The sequence below is a fragment of the Candidatus Paceibacterota bacterium genome, assembly GCA_035452965.1.
Lineage (GTDB): Bacteria > Verrucomicrobiota > Verrucomicrobiia > Limisphaerales > UBA8199 > UBA8199.
Map to the genome: position 1 here is coordinate 1 of DAOTCE010000035.1, position 19,676 is coordinate 19,676.

Below are 19,676 nucleotides of genomic sequence, written 5' to 3' on the forward strand. Positions count from 1 at the left end.
AACGGTCATTCAACACCAAGGGTCGAGCGTGAACCCCCAGCGCCAGGCCGGGCCTCACGCTCATTTCATCACCGCCGATCCAGCCAACCGGTTCGCCCTTACCTGCGACCTTGGTTTGGACCAAGTGCTTGTTTATCGCCTGATCCCGCGCAAAGCCGTGCTCGCTGCAAACAACCCGCCCTTTGTCTCCATCAAACCCGGCTCGGGGCCACGCCATCTGGCCTTTCATCCCTCGGGCCGCTTCGTCTTTCTGATCAACGAGCTGGCTTCCACGCTCACCGTGCTCGCCTACGACGCCAAACGCGGCGAGCTAAAGGAGACGCAAACGCTCTCGACTTTGCCGGAGGGTTTCGCCGACAAAAGCACGTGCGCGGGTGTGCAGGTTCATCCCTCTGGAAGGTTCGTGTATGGCTCGAACCGCGGCCATGACAGCATTGTGCTTGGGGAATTCGACACGAATAGTGGCAGGTTGACTTACGTGCAGCATCAGCTCACGCAGGGTAAAACACCACGACATTTCGCCATTGACCCGACGGGCCGGTGGCTGCTGGCGGAGAATCAGGGTTCGGACAACATCGTCGTGTTCCGAGTTGACGCTGAAAGTGGAGGTCTGAGTGCCACCGGGCAGAGTGTCGCCATAGGTGCGCCTGTGTGCGCCGTTTTTGTGCCTGACGAGTAGCCTGCGGAGGGCAGGGACTGGAGCCCTATCAACGCTTTACGTTAATTCTCGGTTCTTCACAGATTTCCGAGAAGAACCTATTTCTTCTTCTTGAACGGACTAAGGAGTCCGTCGGTGATTTGCCGGACAGTGTTGCTGCCCGCGCCCATCGCGGCAGCCGCCGCGCCTTTGCCGAAGTCGGTTGTCGCGCCGGAGACAACCTTGGCAGCCTCCTCCTTGATGGCCGCCAACACCTTTTGCGCCAACTCGCTGGCGGTAATACCGTCAGGACCCTTGCCGAGGTCCGTTAGGCGGATGTCCGGCAAGGGGGTCGTTATGCCACCCAGACCGGTCACACTGCCGCGAACCCTACCGCCGGTAATGATAACCTCGCCCACCTCGAGTTTCTTGGCTGGCTTGGCTTTCTTCGGTTGGGCGGGCTCCTGGGGCCTGGACGATTCCTTCTTTCCGCGGCTGGTGGCCTCCTCAACGTTTGCGAGGATCTTGTCCAGGTTACTGGTCCTTAGAGTGGTCTCGTAGGTGATCTCCGGTCCGTCAACCTTGATGGACCTAATGATTATCTTGTCTGCAAGCAGGGAACTCGGCTTGAGCGCGAGGCTTGCGGTGCCGACTCGGATCGCCGACGGCTCCTGGAACCCCTCGGGATTGCCAACAACGAGACCCTTGATAGAACCAGAACCAGACAGCAAGGACAAGCTGACCGATTGCAGCTTGATGTCCACTTTAGTCACCTTCGGGCCAATGGTCTCGACCCCGCGCTTGATGGCTGCATTCAAAAACAAACCAATCGCCAGAACGGCTAGGATAACCAGCACAATCAGGGCGATAAGCAATCGAATGATACGTTTCTTCATAAGCGAAGCTGACAATAACTCACAGCTTGTCCAACTCGATATTCGAGGAAAATTCCGTCCGCTGCTGCATGTGCTTGCGCAAAAGCCAGCGCCCGGGCACCAGGTCGCACTTGCCCAGAAGCAGGAGCTTTTGCGCCTGCCGCTTGGCCCGCGCGTAATGAAACAACAACCGCCCCCTCCACCCCCCCGGCACGCCGTATTCTCGCCGGATTCGGGCCGTTTCCTGCCCCATGTTGGCCACGATCCGCTGGTCGGCCGATTGGCCGTACTGGTGGTAGCGATAAAGAACGACGTATTCCCGGATATGGCCGACCCGGCACTTGGCTTGCGCCATTCGCATCAGGAATTCCATGTCGCAGGCATTCTTGAAGTCTTTGTGCCGCAACAATCCCAGCCGGTCATATGTCTTTTTGCGCACGAACAGGGCCTGGTGCAGGGCCATGCCGAAGCCGAAGCGCACAACTTGCGGATCCCAGCAAGCCTCCTGCCGCCGGTAGATCTCGCGCCCGGCGCCATCCACAAATATGAAGTCACCGAACAGCGCGTCCCACTTCGCGTTCGCCTCCAGGGCCGCAGCGACCTTCCGAAGGATGCCCTCGCAGTAGCAATCGTCCGCATTAAGGATCCCCACGGCGTCGCCTTGTGCCATTTGAATGCCCTTGTTCATGGCATGGTAGTGGCCCTCGTCCTTCTCAGAAATCCAGCGTAAGCGGGGCCAGTTTCGCAGCACCTCTATGGTGCCGTCGGTCGAGCCGCCATCCACCACGATGTGTTCCGCGTGCGGATAGTCTTGGCGAGCAACGCTCGCCAACGTTTCGCGGATCGTGCGGATGCTGTTCAGCGTCGGAGTGACCACTGAGAGTTGGATCGGCCCGGGCATAGTCTTCATTGCGGAAGACAGGTTCCAGACCAGCAAAGGCGCACAGGCACGCGGTGGATCAAACGATGGGTGGTGAAGAGTGGATTGCTGTGTAAGCTCATTGATCAGCGCGGAACAATGAAATCACGGCGGCTCGCGGGATTAGGCGCTGATCGGCCGATGGATGCTGGGGCGCAGCCGGAACCGGTTGAAGACGACTTTGGGTTGCGGCGCAACCGCCGGCTTGGCAACTCCGCCGTTGAGACTGATGCTCAGCGCCAGCAGGCCCAGAATCATAGGCAGATCTGAATAAAGCGAGCCAAAGACAAGGAAGAAGCTTATGACCTTTGCCAGGAAGAAGGTGAATAGGAAGATATTATATTGATGGAATGCCGGATCGCCGAACTGGTAATTCTGGTATAATACCCGGAGCCCGGCGACCAGGAGCCAGATGAAAGCGATTGCACCGAAAAGGCCAAAGGGCACAAGAACTGACAATGGCCCATTGTGATAGTCGCCAACGAATTCTGCACCCTCTGCTCCCGCACCCCCTTGACTGATCTGCTGCGCTTCTCTGCCGCTAAATGAGTAGCCTTTGCCAACAATTAGGTAACGCGGGATTTGAGGCACCAAATCCCGCCACATTTTCAAACGCCATTCGGTTGACCCTTGGGTATCATACCGCACCATGGGATCGAGTGGCAGTGGCAGGAATGCCAGCGAGCGCTGAAACTGGTACGGCAGCCTCGGCGCAAGCAGAGTGATTAGTCCCCCGCACGTGAACAGAACGAGAATCAGGGGCAGGAACACCCGGGTGTGATGCAATCGCTCCAAATAGAAGAGCACGGCAAAAGTCAGCAGCAGCAAGAAAGCCGTGGTGCGGTAACCACCAGCCATCCCCAACACGACCGACACGAGAAATACGCCCAGTCGCCAGGGCTTTCCCGCCAACAGAATTCCGCGGATGCCATAGCAGGCCAGCATTAGACAATAGAGCGACACGCCGAGCTGGGAAATGCCGAACCCCCGAAAGACAGACGACGTTTGCTCCATCACACTGTTCTGATCCATAAAGGCGGAGAGGCTTGCCACCGGAAATATCAGGAACACGAAATTAAAAGCCGGGCTGATCTTGCCGGGCAAATGTGCTATAGCCATGCTCGCCGCCCCCAGGAAAAACAGCGCCACATAAAGCCCTGCCCTCTTCGGGGGAATCCGACGGTGAATGATGGCAAAAAAACCTATGGCTGCCGCCAGAATCATGAAATATCGCCTGCCCCCGTAAGTGTCCCCGCCAAAAACCCTGGCTCCAAAGCCGCCCGTCAACCGCGCGGTTATCAGGACCACGGCGGTGAAGAAAAGGAGCGGACGGGTGATCGTGGGAGCCTGGAGAAATGTCAACCTGCGATTGAGGGTATATTGCAGGATGGAGATACCAAGACTGACCGCGGCCAGCCCCATCCATAGCTGCGGCCTGCCTGGAATGAAGAAAAGCATCGCCGTGCTATTCCAAGCGGCAATCAGCCAGGGGTGGTGCCAGCGCAACAACAGCGGAAGGATCAGGATGAAGAACACCACCCCCACCACGCTGACAGTGGTGAAGTCCAACGGATTGGCCAGCAAGTAGCCCAGCACCACCGCCAGCGGCAGGCAAAGCCCATAGATGAGGAGCGAACGAAAAAGTGCCGATGCGTTAGACATTGAACAGCCGTGCCCGTTGCGCGTTACGCCTTAATATACTCCGTACTGAATTCCATGCCAGCAGCGGATTGCTCCACCTGGGCAGCGGGCGCCCCCGCTCCATTCAGGGCTACACTTAGCCCCAACAAGCCCGCAAAAATCGCCATGTCCGAATGCAACGCACCGAAGAAGAAGATGAAGAAGACTACCTGGGCAGCGAACGCCGCCAGCAACAACCGATTCACAGTACGCAGTGCCGGGTCGCCGAATTTAGCGTTGCGATACATTACTCGCAGCGCTGCGATCAGGAACCAAGCGAAAGCAAGCACTCCGTAGAGGCCAAAGGGAATCGCGATCGAAAGCGGGCCATTGTGATAGTCCCCGACGAGTATCGTTCCGGTATGAATCTCGGGGCCGCCTCCAATGTCATACGCTGTATAAAATTCACGCGCATCAAATCCCCAACCCTTGCCGCGGAACAAGCGTTTGGGCACCTCGGGCAGGAGTTCTTTCCACATCGTCAAACGCCATTCGACCGTGGTGGCAGCGCTTTCCTCTGCCCTATAGTCGAACTTGCCCGGCAGGAAACTCAGCGCACGCTGTGCCATAAGTGGAAGCTTCTGCGCTTGAGGCAAAACGAGCAGACCTCCCATGAGCACCACTCCCAGCAACACCGGCAAATAGCGGGTGCGATGCAGCCCCTCCAAAAAAAACAAGATCGTAAACGTCAGCGCGGCCAGCACAACAAAGGAGCGAAACCCGGATGACAAACCCGCGCCCAGCGCCACCACGAACAGCAGCAGCCGCCAAGGCCGGCTCACATCCAGCAACCCGCGCACGCCTACGCGCGCGAGCAAGTAGCTGCAAACAGCCCCCCCCGCCAAAAAGAACCCATAGAACCGGACCGGGGTCGGAGACAAACTTAGCGGAGCTTCCTGCGCGAACGAATTCAGCGAGGTCTGAGGTGCAAGAAACAACCATAAGTAATCAACCTGTCGGCCGGCCAGGCCCGCAAACTCACTCACCGCGTAAGTCAAAGCCGAAAGGAAAAACAAGGCCACATACACTGCGGCTCGCCCCAGTGGGATGCGCCGGCTGGTAAGGGCGAAATACCCGGCGACTGCCGCCAGGAAAAAGAAGTACTTCTTTCCGCCGTACTGGTTACCGCCTAACGTAAGAACGCCGAATCCACCAGTGCTCACGCCGGTCACGACCACCACTGCTGTCAGAGCCAGCAATGATTTGGTTATCGAGGGTTCAATGACAAACCGCGCATTGGGGCTGACAGCCCGGCTCAACACAGCAAACAGCAGAGCAATGAACGCCATGTAGGACCACATGGGAATTCGACCGGGTAGAAATGCCAGGCAGAACGCCGCGTTCCAGCCCAGTACCAGCATAGGGTAATACCACTTCATCATTAGCGGGAGCGACAGCACTACCAACACCAGGACCACCACCGCCAAACTGCCCAACTCCATCGGCTCAGCCACAAAATAGCCCAGCAGCACCGCGAGCGGCAGTGATAATCCCATGATCAGGTGGGACTTGGGTATGTTTATCGCATTCGCCATTTCGCCGAATCAGGAGACCAAAGTTCGAGCCCGCACGCAACCCTTTTCCACCACCAGTCCTGTCCCGCGGGCGCGGCGGCGGAATGCCAGAATGTCCCCCTCCTCCAGCGGGCCCCCAGCGCGCAGCAGTTGTCGCTTGTGCCGCTCCACCCCAGCCTTACAATGAGCCCAATCAACTGATGAGTATTCTTGCGACGCTGAGCGTGAAATTGCATCACATCTCCGCCTTCTGGAGATTGCGGCAGCATTTCAACAATCCCTGGCTGATTGCCGGCCTTAGACTCGGCCTGCTCAAGATGGAATATTTTCCGTACAGGATCAGCAAAGACTCCCACAGTTACGTGCTGCTGGGCCGCCCGAGGACCGGCTCCTCAACCGACTTATTCGTACTGCGCGAGGTCCTTGCGGAAGAGACTTACCGCGACGTGCTTCCACTCCTGCCCGACAGGGCCTTGCGCGTGGTGGACATCGGCGCGAATCTCGGCGCCACCACGATCTGGCTTTCGCGAAAGGTCCGCCTGAAGCAGGCATTCTGCTTTGAGCCTGAACCTGATTCCTTCCGCTTGCTGCGCTTCAACCTGGCCAAGAACGGTTGTAGTTGCGCCTGCGCCATTCCAAAGGCGGTGGGCGGCAAGTCTCGCACAGCGCGCATGGTGCTGGACGAGCACAGCCCCGGCGGCACGAATATCTATGCCACGCCCGCCGACAACCAGGCGTCGATCGGCAGTTCGATCGAAGTCGTTGCCCTCAGCGAATGGCTCCGCGAGACACCGGATCAGTTCGACCTGCTCAAGATGGACTGCGAGGGAGCCGAGTGGGAAATCGTGCGCAACACTCCAGCTTCTGAACTTGCGCGTTTTGGGGCGGTGGCGGCTGAGATCCACGAAGATCCCGAGAGGCAACAACCTGTCGAGAGTTTCGCGGAACTGATCGAAAGCCGCGGGTTTAAGACCATCCGCTGGGACCGTAAAAGTGCGGGGCTTTATTTTGGAATTAGGGATTCTGAGCGGAAAGCATGAATCCCGCTCCTTCTCGCAGTGCGCATTTCGATGTCGGCACCGTGCATTGGCCAATATCTCCCTGAGTTGTGTCTTCCACCACGGCCCCTGCAGGCTGGCTCCGAGATCACCTGAATATCGGGTCCTCGATCTGCGCCAAGCCGGAAACGATGAATCGCTGCCGCCCCTGAGCGCGGCGGTGCCTGAAATCCGCCGCCAATAATCCCACCGCATGCCTCGCCAACTCGATCCCAAGCGAAGCCCGTCTTCCTCTTGCGCCGTAGTACGCATGCGCGGCCAATTGCAGCCATTCGTCCCTTAGCCCGCCCTTCCACTTCAGCGCCGCCGCCTGCCGCAGCCAGCGCCGGTAGAGAGTCCGTCCCCACCAGCTCCAACTCTTCGCGGCCCACTGTGAGAACTGCGCTGCCGTCCGCAACGCCACCACTGGCACCAACCGCACCTCAGCCCGGCGCACGAAGTCTTTTTCCGGCGCACAACTCAGCGAACTGGAATGGACCCGGTATTTGATCAGAATCTGCGGGTCCCATATCAAATCGAGACCCGTCGCCGCGTGCAGAACCCAGAGGAACCAGTCGGGCGAATAGGCCCACTCCCAGCGGTAGAAGGAAAGCACCTGCCTGGTCACACTGGCGCGCACCAGCGTGGATGGCTGGTTGATGACGTTGTGCTCCAAGAGCACCTCCAGGCTGCGGGGCGGACAGAGTTGCGTGGGGAGATCTAGTAAGCCGGGGCCACGCTGAGGGGGGTTCCCGGACTCGTCAATCAACTCCGGCGGACCGTGCACCAGACAGGCTTGACGATTTGACTCCATAACCTCCACCCGCCTCTCCAGGAACGAAGGATGAAGCACATCGTCCGCCCCCGGGCAACACCAGTATTCTCCTTTCATGGCGGAGAGCAAAAGGCCCCACGCCACGTTCAGGCCCCGGTTCGGTTGCCATTGCAGCAGACGAAAACGCGTGTCGCGAAGGAAAGGAGCCGCCACGGCGGCGGTGTCGTCGGTTGAGCCGTCGTTGCCGATGAGCACCTCGTAGTGCGGGTAGGTCTGGGCCTGGATGGACTCGCATAACTGGGGTAGATAGCGGGCCGCATTGTATGCCGGCACCAAAATGCTGACCAATGCCGAGTGGGAACTCATAGAAGAGACCTCGGTCTGTCAGGGACAACTTTCCATCGGACCTCTGACTTCCACCCCAACCAACCGCCTCGCAAGTCACGACACACCCGCTCTTGATAGAAGTGCCTTAGGATGCGGAGGGCCAGTTGGTTACTCATGTGGCATTAGCTGTACTCGTGTGCATGATGGAATGCCTCCCGCCTCCGGACAACTTCTTTTTTGGGAACCCCAACCACTCCGCCAGCCCAAGTCGGGTGTTCCACCCGAGACACACCGTATCCTCACCGGATCCACACCAGATACACACCGTAGATACAAACGTAACATCTCGGAAACTCCTGGAGCTAAGTCGCTGTCGTTTGTCCACTTACAACAGAATAGCGCCCCGTCAGGCAAAAGCGACGGCTTTACTTTGTGCCAGCTATGACTACAGTAGTAAACACGATAGCCGTAAGTGCATATGCAGCTGTGGACTTGGATTGGAGTGATAAACGCGAACATCACTCGTGAACAGCACCAGCACCGCAGAACTGTATGTTTGCAATTGCAGGCCGACCTCGAAGTGGCAGGGTTCCAATAGACTGGCACCATGTTCGGGTAGCTGGGATACACAAGCTGTAATGACTATGCGCATGAGGATTTCCACATTGTGGATAGATTCAGAAAAGGGTGACAGAGCCGCTAGTTTGATCAATTTGTCTCAATCGGTAACGTTGTAGTTCGCGGAATATTCATTTCTTGTGATTCTAATGAGTATTGTGAATTCAAGGCTGGCTTGCGTTGTCATTTGGGAGATGAGAGGTATGTGTTTTGACCGTATTTGTGCTTATAATACTGGTAGGTAATCATGTAAACGGTGTGAATTTCATCAATAAATGCGCTCATTTGGCTGGAAATCACACACTACAGCTTTAGTTAACGTTACCGAAACAAAATTTGTGTGATCTCGTTCATCGAATCCACCAAGTTAGATGTTTGTATTCCCGAAACATTATGATGTCATAGTCGTCGGGGCTGGCCATGCCGGAGTTGAGGCTGCACTAGCCGCAGCTAGGATGGACTGCAAGACACTGCTGCTCACGATAAACGCGGATACGGTATGCCAACTATCCTGCAACCCCGCGATCGGTGGCATCGCTAAAGGCCATCTGGTCCGAGAGATTGATGCGCTCGGCGGCGAGATGGCCAAGACGACCGACGTAACCGGATTACAGTTCCGAGTCCTTAACCGCAAGAAGGGACCGGCTGTCTGGGCACCGCGCGCGCAGTGTGACAAGAAGGCATATCAGTTCAGGATGAAATGGGTCTGCGAGCGGCAGCCGAACCTCGATCTAAGGCAAGCCAAATGTTCCAGGCTCCTCCATAAAGACGGCCAGGCTTACGGCGTCCAGACAAACTTGGATGTCCAGTATCACGGCACCACCGTAATTCTCACCACGGGCACATTCTTGAATGGCCTGATGCACATCGGCCAGAATCAACAACATGGCGGACGTTCCGGAGAAGCGACTGCGGAGGATTTGTCGAATTCTTTGCGAGATGCAGGGCTGGAGCTTGGCCGACTAAAGACGGGCACCCCACCGCGCCTGCTCCGTCGTTCAATTGATTTCTCCCAAACTGAATTGCAGCCCGGAGACACTCCAGTACCCTTCTTCACTCACTGGAAGGATGATTTGTTCCACGTGGAACAAAGCGTGGAGATTGAACCCCGCACAGAGGAACCCCCAGAAGAGATTTCCGCGTTCCACGTGGAACATTCCAAGGAATACCCACCCAATTCCGTGCTGGAGCGCCTTGGCGGACAACTCCCATGTCACATCACCCACACCACCAAAGCAACCGCCGACCTAATCCGGGCCAATTTGCACCGATCTCCACTTTACGCCGGGGCAATCCAAGGAATCGGCCCGCGTTATTGCCCGTCCATAGAAGACAAAATCGTCAGGTTCGCGCACAAGGAATTTCATCAGGTATTCCTGGAGCCCGAAGGCATTAGCACAGACGAGATTTACGTTAACGGGCTTTCCACCTCCTTGCCATTCGATGTTCAGGTAGAGTTGGTCCGCACAATGGTCGGCTGTGCGGATGCAGAGATTTTGCGCCCTGGCTACGCCGTAGAATACGACTTCTGCTACCCAACCCAACTCTACCCGTCGCTTGAGACTAAGGCCTGTCACAACCTCTACCTGGCTGGCCAGATCAACGGCACATCAGGATATGAAGAAGCAGCCGCTCAAGGATTGATGGCCGGGATAAACGCAACACGGCGCACCCGAAATCTCGATCCTATCGTGCTCAGGAGAAACCAAGCCTACATCGGGGTCCTGATTGATGACCTGGTGACGAAGGGCACCACCGAGCCTTACCGTATGTTCACCTCCCGTGCCGAGCACCGCCTTCTCCTGCGTCAGGATAACGCCGATGCCCGCCTTTGCGCTCTGGGCTATGAAGTTGGCCTGCTGCCAAAACGCCATTACCTCCAATTCAAAGCCAAACAGGAGGCCATCGAAACCGAAGTCGCACGCTTGCACAGCACGCACCGCAACTCACAGTCCCTTGCCCAGTTGCTGCGCCAGCCAGGAACCAGATACACTGATATCATTTATACTAATACATTGTTATCAGATAACGTAATGCAAGGTGTGGAGATCGCCATCAAGTATGAGGGCTACATTGCCCGCCAGGAGAACGAGGTCGCCAGGCTCAAGGGCCTCGAGGACAAGCAAATCCCGCAAGGATTCGATTACACCCAGGTCCCCAGCCTGCGAAACGAGGCGCGGCATAAGTTGATGAAGATTCGTCCAGCCACGCTTGGCCAGGCTTCCCGCATCTCGGGGGTATCTCCCTCGGACATCGGGATTCTCATGGTCTGGCTGAAACGCGGCGCCGCCGGAAATCAGGCTGCGGCCGATTGAGTGCGCGGCCGCCGCCGCCCGGGCGTTTGTCCCGGAAGTTCCTGCGCGCCGGGCTTGACCCGATTCAAAGCCGGGGCCTACACTCTGCCCAATTTCAGATGAGAGTGATCTGGACCATGCTGATCGCCGGGGCGGTCGCCGCCTCCACGCTGTCCCTTCGCGCGGAGTCCGCGATGGTGAACGGGATTACGGCCGTGGTGCATGATTCCCCCATCACCTTTGGCGAAGTGATGAACCTCTCGCTGCCGGCAGAGCAATTAATCCGGCAACAACACTCCTTTCAGCCCGATACGGTTCAGCAGAAGGTGATCGCTGCCCGCACCGACAGCCGGGAAGAATTGCTGCAACGGCAGTTGGTCCTGCACGATTTCAGGACCATGTTCGGCAACCCCGATCAGATGGCCAAGATTGAACAGTTGATCCGCAAGAATGTTGATCAGGCGATCGAAGCGGAAATCCGCTCGCGCCACGGCGGCAGCCGCATATCTTTCATCCGCACACTGCAGGCGCAAGGCATCACGCTGGAGCGGTATCGGCAGCAACTTCGCGACCGCTTTATCATTAACGATCTGCGCCAGAAGAACGTCTCATCCGAAATCATCGTCTCCCCGCACCGGATCGAAACCTACTACCTGGCGCACCGTGAGGAGTTCAAGGTCGAAGACGAGGTCAAGCTGCGGATGATCGTGCTGGGGTGTCCCAGCGAGAGCGAGGCCCCACGAATCGAGAGACTGGCAGAAGACATCCTGCAGAAGCTCAAGCAAGGGGCCACCTTTGCCGAGATGGCCACGATTCATTCAGAGGGGTCGCAGCGCAACCAGGGCGGAGATTTGGGCTGGTGGGAGCCATCGCGGTTGACCAAACGCCTGGCCGACACCGCGGCTTCGCTGCAAGCGGGACAGTACAGCGGAGTGCTGGGCCGGTCGGCCGGCGATAATCACTGGGTTTATCAATACGACAATGGCGTGCCCACGTTGGCCCGCCGCTACGAGGCGGATGTGGCATTAAAAAAGCACGCCATGGTGGAGGAGCGCCGGCTGGAGGGCGCTTCGGCGCTCACCAACCTGCCGCCCCCAATCGAGTTCTACCTGATGTTCGTGGAAGATAAGCGCCCCGCCAGGTTCAAGACGCTGGCCGAGGTGCGCGAGCAGATTGAAAAGGACTTGCAGACGGCGGAGCAACGACGCCTCGAAAAGCAGTATGTTGACCGGCTCGAAAAGAAGACCTTCATCAAGCGCTTCTAACCATTGGATCACCGGGGTTTGAGGGAATCGCCCGTCGGCCCCTTGGACCTTAACTCGCAACTGGCAATGCGGATTGGCATTTCTCTGGGTGACATCACAGGCATCGGCCCGGAAGTTACCCTCAAAGCCCTGGCGCTTGACGCACAGGAGGGCGACACAAGTTATCTGTTGATTGGTGACACCCGCCACACGCTCCGCCTCAATGAGCAGCTCGGGCTGAAGCTTCCGCTGCAACCTTGCGCCGCCCAGCGCCAGGCCGGCCGTTTTGCCCTCTGCCAACCCTTGCCGGACGTCCTGCCGGAAAATCCGGCTCCCGGCTCACCGGCAGCCGCGCGGGCAGCCGTCGCCTGGGTCCGCGAAGGCGCGGAGCGCTGTTTGCGCCGCGAGTTGGCGGCGCTGGTCACCGCGCCGGTAAACAAGGAAGCAATCGTGCGGTCCGGACAAACTTTCGTCGGGCAAACTGAAATGCTCTCCCAGCTTGCCGGAACCCAACACACGGCCATGATGTTGCTCGGGCAGGACGATCGCGGCCGCTGGCTGCGCGTCGCCCTGGCGACGACTCACCTGCCGATCAAACACGTCTCCGATCATCTGACGAAAGCCAAGATCGAAATGGTCATCGAACTGGCGGCGCAAGCCTGCCGCGATCTCGGCCTGCCGCGCGCCCGCATCGCCGTTTGCGGCCTGAACCCGCACGCGGGTGAAGGAGGCGAAATGGGAACGGAAGAGCAGACCACCATCACCCCGGCCGTCAACGCAGCCCGCAGCCGGCAGATGGATGTCACGGGGCCACTGGCCGCTGACGCGCTCTTCTACCACGCTTTCAAAGGCGAGTTCGACGCCGTGGTGGCGATGTACCACGATCAAGGCCTGGCCCCGCTCAAGATGGTCGCCTTCGAGTCGGGCGTGAACTGGACTCTCGGCCTGCCCTTCATCCGCACATCCCCCGATCACGGCACCGCCTACGATATCGCCGGCCAGGGCAAAGCGAACCCTTCCAGCATGCTGGCCGCTATCCGGTTGGCCAGGCAGTTGGCCAGCCGGAAGCGCCCCCGAGAGGAAGTCTCTTAATCCAGGCTTGGCGCCGCCTTCGCCTGCGGCTCGCCGGCAGGAGGCTTGCAGCATCGGCAAAGGAACGGAAGTCCGTGTCGTGAAGTTGGCCGGGGGAAAGGGTTCGATAGAAGTGATGCCGCGCGCATTTTTATCAATTAGGCCGGGGCGCCCGGGACGAGTTAACCTGCGGCTGAAATTGAGGCAGCGCAGAATTGTCATGACACTTTGATCTGACCATGGACCAGCCGGAATATCGCGCGGGAGCCGCGGAACCGCCCCAGCCGCCATTGCGGGGGTTCTGGAGTTTGATCGTCACGCAGTTCCAGGGAGCGTTCAACGACAACGCAATTAAGATCGTGGTGACGTTCGTGGGGCTGAACATGGCGCTCGCGCCGGCGATGCACAACGCCCTGGTGCCGCTGACGGCGGGGTTGTTCTCGCTGCCGTTCATATTGTTCTCGATGGCGGGAGGTTTCCTGGCGGATCGATTCAGCAAGCGGACGGTGACGATCGGCTTGAAGTTGCTGGAAATTCTCATCATGGCATTTGCGTTGGGAGGCTTGTGGCTGGGAAGCCTGCCGATGGGGCTGGCGGCGATTTTCCTGATGGGCGCCCAGAGCGCGTTCTTTGGCCCGTCGAAGTACGGCTTGCTGCCGGAGTTGCTGCCACAACGGCGGCTTTCGTGGGGCAACGGGATCCTGGAGCTGGGGACGTTCCTCGCGATCATCACCGGCATGGCCGCGGGAGGGCTGCTCTATAGCCAGTTCAAAGGGCAGCAGGTTTGGTCCGCTGCGGTGCTGATCGGTTTCTCGGTGCTCGGCCTGGCGTGCAGCTTTGGCATCACGCGGCTGCCGGCGGCAAATCCGCGCAAGGTGTTCCGGGCCAACTTCCTGGGCGACCTCTGCCAGCAAGTGAAGGCGATGCGCCGGGACAAGGTGCTGTGGCTGGCCTGCCTGGGGAACACCTACTTCTGGTTCATCGGGCAGTTGCTGCAGCAGGGGGTGATAGATTACGGGGCCAACGTGCTGGAGTTGGGCGAGATGCGCACGACCTACCTGCTCACGGGGCTGGCCATCGGGATCGGGGTGGGGAGTTTTGCGGCGGGATATCTGTCGGGCGGGAAGATCGAGTATGGACTGGTGCCGCTGGGGTCGGTGGGAATCACGGTGTTTGCGGCGGTGCTGTGGCACCCGGAGCTGAGCTTCGGGCAAATCCTGGCCACAGTGACAGCGCTGGGTTTCTTTGGTGGTTTCTTCATCGTGCCCATCGCGGCGATCCTCCAGCATCGACCGGCCAAAGGAGAGAAAGGAGCGATGTTGGCGGCGGCGAACCTGTTGTCGTCGGCGGGGCTGTTTGTGGCGGCGGGGGTGTATTGGGTGCTGGCGGTGGGGTTGCAGCTTGGGCCGCGCGGCGTGTTCGTCATGGGCGCGTTGATGACGCTGGCGGCAACGGTGTACTTGGTGTGGCTGCTGCCGGACGCGCTGCTGCGGTTTGTCCTGTGGCTGCTGACTCAGACAGTGTATCGCATCCAGGTCAATGGCCGCGAGAACATTCCCGGCAAAGGCGGTGCTCTGTTTGTCTGCAACCACCTTTCGCTGGTGGACGCGCTGCTGCTGCTGGCGTCCACCGACCGGCATGTGCGGTTCATCATGTTCAAGGGCATCTACGAGCAGCCGTGGGTAAAGCCGTTTGCGCGCATCCTGCGCGCCATCCCCATCTCCTCGGAGCTTCGCCCGCGCGAAATGCTCCAGTCTCTGCGCACGGCTAGCGAGGCGATCCAAGCCGGAGAGGTGGTCTGCATCTTCGCCGAAGGCCAAATCACGCGCATCGGCCACCTGCTGCCTTTCCGCCGCGGCTTCGAGCGCATTATGAAAGACGTCGAAGCGCCGATCATCCCGGTGGCGCTGGACGGCGTGTGGGGAAGCATCTTCAGTTTCGAGCGGGGGCGCTTCCTCTGGAAGCTGCCGCGGCGGATTCCGTATCGCGTGACGGTGTGCTTCGGCCAGGCCCTGCCGCATACCGCCACGCCATTCGAGGTGCGGGAGCGCGTGCAGGAACTCATGGCCGTGGCGTGGGAACGCCGCAAGGCACACCTCAAACCGCTGCACCGCGCATTCGTCCGGACGGCCCGGCACCATCCCTTCCGAACTGCGATGGCGGATGCGGCCTCACCCAGGTTGAGCTTCGTCGCGGTGCTCGTGCGAACCATCTTTCTGGCGCGGCGGCTCAGGAAAGTCTGGGCGGGACAGCAAATGGTGGGGCTGCTGTTGCCGCCGTCGGCGCCAGGCGCGCTGGCCAACTTCGCGGCGCTGCTCATGGGCAAGGTGCCGGTCAACCTCAACTACACCGTGTCCGAAGAAACGCTGGGCTCCTGCATTAAGCAGTGCGGCATCAAGACCGTGCTAACGTCGCGGGCTTTCCTCGAGAAGGTGAAACTCAAGGTGCCCGGAGAAACGCTGCTGCTGGAGGAATTGGTGAGTCGGAGACCGGGGCAGAAGCTCGCCGCGCTGTTCATGGCCTGGTTGCTCCCGGTCGGCTGGCTGGAGCGTGCGTTGGGGCGGAAGAAGCGGGCGTCGCTGGACGATTTGGCGACGGTGATCTTCTCCAGTGGCAGCACCGGCGAACCGAAAGGCGTGATGCTCAGCCACTACAACATCGGCTCAAATATCGAGCAACTTGAACAGGTGTTTGGTTTGAACCGCACCGACGGCTTCGTGGGTGTGCTGCCGTTTTTCCATTCGTTTGGCTTCACGGGCACGCTGTGGCTGCCGGCCGTGCTGGGGGTGCGGGTAGCCTACCACCCCAACCCGCTCGACGCCAAAGCCATCGGCCCGCTGGTCAAGGACCACGCGCTGACGTTCCTGTTGGCGACGCCCACCTTCCTGCAGCTCTACCTGCGCAGTTGTGCGGCGGGCGACTTCGGCAGCTTGCGCGTGGTGATGACCGGCGCCGAGAAATTGCCCGAGCGGCTGGCGGCGGCATTCGAGGAACAATTCGGCATCCGCCCGCTCGAAGGCTACGGCTGCACCGAATGCGGTCCCGCGGTGGCGGTCAACACGCACGACTTCCGCTCCGCCGGCTTCCGGCAGGTCGGCGCCAAGCGGGGGAAGATCGGCCACCCGCTCCCCGGCGTGAGCGTGTGCATCGTCGAGCCGGAGACTTCCACGCGTCTGCCGGTCGGCCAGCCCGGATTGATGCTCGTGCAAGGCCCTAATGTCATGCAGGGTTATCTTGGCCTCCCGGCCAAAACCGCCGAGGTGCTGCGCGACGGCTGGTATGTCACCGGCGACATCGCGGCCATTGACGAAGATGGCTTCCTGCAAATCACCGACCGGCTCAGCCGTTTCAGCAAGATCGGCGGCGAGATGGTCCCGCACATCAAGATCGAAGAGAAGCTGCACGAGTTGGCCGGCGTGACCGAGCAAACGTTTATCGTCACCGGCGTGCCCGACGAGAAGAAAGGTGAGCGCCTCATCGTTCTGCACAAGCTCTCGCCGGAGCAGTTGCAACCCTGCCTGGAGAAACTGGCGCAGTGCGACCTGCCGAACCTCTGGAAGCCTCGCCCGGACCAGTTCTTCCACCTCGACGCCCTTCCCTACCTCGGCACCGGGAAGGTTGATTTGCGCAAAGCGCGCGATTTCGCCGCCGCCCGGAGCACGGGGCCAAGCTCTGCCTGAAGGTGGCAGGCACCCGCCGCCGGACGCTGCGCCGCGCTTTGCTACAGCGGCAAATAATGCGCGCGGACCGCCTTCCCGTCGCAGTGCAGGATGGCGACAGAACGATCGAGGCCAAACCGCAACTTGCCGGCGTAGCCCGGGTTGAAGAACAGCGTGCCGTGAAGGGTTTGGCAGAATTGCTTGTGCGTGTGGCCGAAGACCACCACGTCCGGGCGCTCCCGCGCGAGCCGGGCTTGCAGGGGATCGGCAGGCGCATGCGGGTTGACGATGTGCTGGATGAGGAACTTGCGGCCGGCAAGGGCGATGAGTTCGGTCAACCGGTAGTGGAAGCCCGGATCATCGGTATTGCCCGCGACGGCGGTCACCGGGGCGATCTGCTCCAATTCAAGCAGGATGGCCGGCAAACCGATGTCGCCTGCGTGGAGAATGTGGTCCACGCCCGCGAACAGGTGCGGGATGCGGCGGTCGAGGTAATTATGGGTGTCGGAAAGGACGCCGATCCTCATGGCGCATAGCGCAAGCTGCGTGGATGGGGGTGCGCATTTCGTTCGCCGGGCGTGCCCCGTTGAGTCGCACAACATGCCACACGCGCCATGCCCTCACGCCTTTCCCTCATCCGGGATTTCGTCGCTCGCGGGAGCTTGCGCGGGGGCTTCCTCCGGCTCCTTCTCTTCAGCCGATTCGGAAGCCTGAGTCAATTTAAGGGCGCCGGCAAACAGGCCGGTGAACAGGCCCCCGCTCATCAGCGTGTTGCGGAAAAACTCAATCGTAGGTGGAAAGCCGGGCCTCCCCATGCTCAGCGACTGCAGCCAACCAGCGAGGTCTTTGGGGTACGCGGCGTCAAACAGCCACGAGGCGGTGTTGGTGAGCAGGTAAAAGAGAATCGCGCCGACGATACCGCCCGCCAGCAGGCTCAAGAACCGCGACCGGTGACTGAACCGCGTGCCGAGCAGGATGATGAGCGCAAAGGCGGCGTAGTTGACCAACTGCATCACGCTGACGGACTGGTAGTAGAAACTCAGGGCGATATCGGTGACGACCAGCGTGCCCAGCGGGAACCACCACTTGACGTGGCGCGGAAAGAAGGCGCCGGCGCAAAAGGCCAGGCCGTAGAACGCGCTGAAGTTGGGCGGAAACAGCCCCGGCCAGCGCGACAACGCCGCGATCAGCAGGAAGACGTAAGGCAAACACTTGTGCCACTTTCCATTCACAGCACCGAGGATACGCCTCGGCGCCGCGATGACAAGTCGGCAGCCGGGGCCTAGCGCCGCGCCCGCCGCCTGGCAGGCAGCGCGACTTTGGGCGGACGGCCGCGCTTCCCTTTTTGCCAGGGCCGGGACCCCGTTCGCTCCTGCTGGCGAATACGGTCGCCGATGTGACAGGAATCACATAACACAGAATAATGAGCGCGCTTGGCGCCGCAGCGAGCGCAGCGCCCGAGGGCGATCTGCTTCAGCTGCCAACGGTATTGGCGAGATGGCTTCATCCGCGCACACGGTCGCACATTCTGCCCGATTCGTCAAGAGTGAAATGGCGGGGGGCGATAGGGGCCGGCGGCTCGGTCGCAAACCGATCAGTGCCGGCTGTGGCTCAACCGGTGGACCTCGGTAGTGGTGTAATACTTGGCCAGCATGTTGGGCACTTCCCAGGCGGGCATCTTGCCTGCGGCCAGGTAACGCAGGAACTTCTCGGTTACCTGCGCGAAATGCTGCTCGTGGCTTACGCGGTACTTGTCAGCGATTACTATTTCCCAGGAGGCGCCAGCGGGTTTGAGGTCCACGCCCGGCCAGGTGGCGTTGAGCTTGGCAACCGCGGCGTGAAGGGTTTGCTCGAATTGAGCGGCGGTGGCCGCGGATTTGTTTTCGGCGTAGAGGGCAGGTTTGTAGTTCTGCTCAGCGCCCTGCCGGACGACAAGGTTGCAGCGGGTGCCGCGCAAAAGGGCGGAGTGGGTGTCGGCTGTGCCGGGCGGGGCTTCGAATCGCCACAAGGCTGTGACCTTTGCATGCACACCGCGTAAAGCATAACCAACTTCGCCATTGGCGTACACTTCCAGCGCGCCGTCAGGACCGATGTCCTGCTTAAAATAGCCCGGGTACTGGTCCAGGCCGGTGGAGCGCTTGAACTGCTCCGGCGTAAGCTTGGTGGACCAGCGGCGGGCACTGAGCACCTTGATGTCCTTGCGCCAATCCAGCGCCTGGTCGGGAAAGCAGATCCATTGGACAGCATCCACCAGATGGGTGCCGACATCCGGGATGGACTCGCCCTCCTGCCGCACATCGTAAAACCAGGCAGGCCGGATGAGGGGTTTGCCGGCGACTTCCTTGAAGAAGTGGTGGACACTCTCGATAACTACCGCGGGTTGCTCCGGCGTGCCCTTCTGCAGCGTCCCAAACACTTCCGGCATGCGAGCGAGTTCGCGCTGAATCATGCTGGTGATCTCGTAACGCTCGGTCATGATGTCGTAGAGCAGGACCTTCTTCGCGGCGGCGCGGTCGAAGGCCTTGCGGAGCAGTTTGAAATTAGCGGGAGTAATGGCCATCGGCTTGTCGGCGAGCACGTTGAAGCCGCTGGAAACGGAGCGATGGATGTATTCGGTCTTGCGGGCGTTGTTGCCGGCCAGCACCACGACATTGCCGGCTTTGTCCCTGAGCATCCGCTCCAGGTAATCTGGACCGGCAAAAACCTTCTCCTCCCAGTGTGTAGGCTGGTCGGCGCGGGTGTTGAAGCTCTCAATGCGCTTGAGGTGGTCCTGCAATTCGGGACCGGCGGGCGCATAGACGTGCACGACCGGGCTGACCTCCGGATACATGGACTTCTGGACCAACCCGGCGTGGAAGTGGCCGGGGTCCAGCGTGACAAGACGGACGGCGTCAGCGGCCGGGGCGGCGGCAAGGGTGACGCACATGAAGAGGAAGCAGAGGGGTGAAGGAGTCCAAAGTCCAAAGTCCAAGGTCCGGAAGCCGCGGGAGGGCGTTTGCATGAGATAGGTGCGGTGCAGCGAACAA

The 19,676-nt window shown here is 59.9% G+C and carries 15 protein-coding genes; 7 read left to right on the top strand and 8 right to left on the bottom strand.

Annotation, left to right across the window (positions count from 1 at the left end; genetic code table 11):
- A partial coding sequence (locus P5205_18725; protein ID HSA12397.1) for a lactonase family protein occupies window positions 1–679 on the top strand: 679 nt, incomplete at its 5' end.
- Window positions 680–756: 77 nt separating this feature from the next.
- On the opposite strand, the gene P5205_18730 is transcribed toward P5205_18725, so the two are convergent.
- The 3 genes from P5205_18730 to P5205_18740 all read right to left on the bottom strand — a co-directional run bounded on the left by P5205_18730 (window position 757) and on the right by P5205_18740 (window position 3,655).
- Window positions 757–1,533, bottom strand: coding sequence for an AsmA family protein (locus tag P5205_18730; protein HSA12398.1), 777 nt, complete (start codon window positions 1,531–1,533; stop codon window positions 757–759).
- 19 nt (window positions 1,534–1,552) lie between these two features.
- A complete protein-coding gene (locus P5205_18735) occupies window positions 1,553–2,413 on the bottom strand; it encodes a glycosyltransferase family 2 protein (protein ID HSA12399.1) in 861 nt (286 codons plus the stop codon).
- Window positions 2,414–2,554: 141 nt separating this feature from the next.
- Complete coding sequence (locus tag P5205_18740) at window positions 2,555–3,655, bottom strand: O-antigen ligase family protein (protein ID HSA12400.1); 1,101 nt, start codon at window positions 3,653–3,655, stop codon at window positions 2,555–2,557.
- Window positions 3,656–3,875: 220 nt separating this feature from the next.
- Between P5205_18740 and P5205_18745 the strand changes: the two genes are divergently transcribed.
- A complete protein-coding gene (locus P5205_18745; protein ID HSA12401.1) occupies window positions 3,876–4,019 on the top strand; it encodes a hypothetical protein in 144 nt (47 codons plus the stop codon).
- A 97-nt stretch (window positions 4,020–4,116) separates the two neighbouring features.
- On the opposite strand, the gene P5205_18750 is transcribed toward P5205_18745, so the two are convergent.
- Entirely contained in the window at window positions 4,117–5,472 is a 1,356-nt protein-coding gene (locus tag P5205_18750; GenBank protein ID HSA12402.1) for an O-antigen ligase family protein, read from the bottom strand.
- A 353-nt stretch (window positions 5,473–5,825) separates the two neighbouring features.
- Here P5205_18750 and P5205_18755 point away from each other — a divergent pair, with 353 nt between their 5' ends.
- On the top strand, window positions 5,826–6,665 hold the full coding sequence (locus P5205_18755) for an FkbM family methyltransferase (protein ID HSA12403.1): 840 nt from the start codon (window positions 5,826–5,828) through the stop codon (window positions 6,663–6,665).
- A gap of 106 nt (window positions 6,666–6,771) precedes the next feature.
- On the opposite strand, the gene P5205_18760 is transcribed toward P5205_18755, so the two are convergent.
- Window positions 6,772–7,803, bottom strand: coding sequence for a glycosyltransferase (locus P5205_18760; protein ID HSA12404.1), 1,032 nt, complete (start codon window positions 7,801–7,803; stop codon window positions 6,772–6,774).
- A 950-nt stretch (window positions 7,804–8,753) separates the two neighbouring features.
- Here P5205_18760 and P5205_18765 point away from each other — a divergent pair.
- The 4 genes from P5205_18765 (at window position 8,754) to P5205_18780 (ending at window position 16,671) form a co-directional block, all read left to right on the top strand.
- The gene (locus P5205_18765) at window positions 8,754–10,697 is read left to right on the top strand and encodes a tRNA uridine-5-carboxymethylaminomethyl(34) synthesis enzyme MnmG (GenBank protein ID HSA12405.1); all 1,944 of its coding nucleotides are present in this window, start codon (window positions 8,754–8,756) and stop codon (window positions 10,695–10,697) included.
- A 98-nt stretch (window positions 10,698–10,795) separates the two neighbouring features.
- On the top strand, window positions 10,796–11,941 hold the full coding sequence (locus P5205_18770) for a peptidylprolyl isomerase (protein HSA12406.1): 1,146 nt from the start codon (window positions 10,796–10,798) through the stop codon (window positions 11,939–11,941).
- 66 nt (window positions 11,942–12,007) lie between these two features.
- Window positions 12,008–13,012, top strand: coding sequence for a 4-hydroxythreonine-4-phosphate dehydrogenase PdxA (gene pdxA, locus P5205_18775; GenBank protein ID HSA12407.1), 1,005 nt, complete (start codon window positions 12,008–12,010; stop codon window positions 13,010–13,012).
- A gap of 218 nt (window positions 13,013–13,230) precedes the next feature.
- On the top strand, window positions 13,231–16,671 hold the full coding sequence (locus tag P5205_18780; protein ID HSA12408.1) for an acyl-[ACP]--phospholipid O-acyltransferase: 3,441 nt from the start codon (window positions 13,231–13,233) through the stop codon (window positions 16,669–16,671).
- A gap of 41 nt (window positions 16,672–16,712) precedes the next feature.
- On the opposite strand, the gene P5205_18785 is transcribed toward P5205_18780, so the two are convergent.
- The 3 genes from P5205_18785 to P5205_18795 all read right to left on the bottom strand — a co-directional run bounded on the left by P5205_18785 (window position 16,713) and on the right by P5205_18795 (window position 19,651).
- A complete protein-coding gene (locus P5205_18785; protein ID HSA12409.1) occupies window positions 16,713–17,177 on the bottom strand; it encodes a metallophosphoesterase family protein in 465 nt (154 codons plus the stop codon).
- A 93-nt stretch (window positions 17,178–17,270) separates the two neighbouring features.
- Window positions 17,271–17,882, bottom strand: a complete 612-nt coding sequence (locus P5205_18790; GenBank protein ID HSA12410.1) for a hypothetical protein — start codon at window positions 17,880–17,882, stop codon at window positions 17,271–17,273.
- 362 nt (window positions 17,883–18,244) lie between these two features.
- Entirely contained in the window at window positions 18,245–19,651 is a 1,407-nt protein-coding gene (locus P5205_18795) for a putative oxidoreductase C-terminal domain-containing protein (protein ID HSA12411.1), read from the bottom strand.
- Window positions 19,652–19,676: the final 25 nt, after the last annotated feature.

Excerpts from the sequence above, each read along its gene's own strand:
- P5205_18770 (HSA12406.1), top strand. The coding sequence starts at position 10,796 with ATGAGAGTGATCTGGACCATGCTGATCGCCGGGGCGGTCGCCGCCTCC.
- P5205_18755 (HSA12403.1), top strand. The coding sequence starts at position 5,826 with ATGAGTATTCTTGCGACGCTGAGCGTGAAATTGCATCACATCTCCGCC.
- P5205_18735 (HSA12399.1), bottom strand. The coding sequence starts at position 2,413 with ATGCCCGGGCCGATCCAACTCTCAGTGGTCACTCCGACGCTGAACAGC.
- P5205_18730 (HSA12398.1), bottom strand. The coding sequence starts at position 1,533 with ATGAAGAAACGTATCATTCGATTGCTTATCGCCCTGATTGTGCTGGTT.
- P5205_18780 (HSA12408.1), top strand. The coding sequence starts at position 13,231 with ATGGACCAGCCGGAATATCGCGCGGGAGCCGCGGAACCGCCCCAGCCG.
- P5205_18760 (HSA12404.1), bottom strand. The coding sequence starts at position 7,803 with ATGAGTTCCCACTCGGCATTGGTCAGCATTTTGGTGCCGGCATACAAT.
- pdxA (HSA12407.1), top strand. The coding sequence starts at position 12,008 with ATGCGGATTGGCATTTCTCTGGGTGACATCACAGGCATCGGCCCGGAA.
- P5205_18740 (HSA12400.1), bottom strand. The coding sequence starts at position 3,655 with ATGATTCTGGCGGCAGCCATAGGTTTTTTTGCCATCATTCACCGTCGG.
- P5205_18785 (HSA12409.1), bottom strand. The coding sequence starts at position 17,177 with ATGAGGATCGGCGTCCTTTCCGACACCCATAATTACCTCGACCGCCGC.
- P5205_18795 (HSA12411.1), bottom strand. The coding sequence starts at position 19,651 with ATGCAAACGCCCTCCCGCGGCTTCCGGACCTTGGACTTTGGACTTTGG.
- P5205_18765 (HSA12405.1), top strand. The coding sequence starts at position 8,754 with ATGTTTGTATTCCCGAAACATTATGATGTCATAGTCGTCGGGGCTGGC.
- P5205_18750 (HSA12402.1), bottom strand. The coding sequence starts at position 5,472 with ATGCTGGTACTGGGCTGGAACGCGGCGTTCTGCCTGGCATTTCTACCC.
- P5205_18745 (HSA12401.1), top strand. The coding sequence starts at position 3,876 with ATGAAGAAAAGCATCGCCGTGCTATTCCAAGCGGCAATCAGCCAGGGG.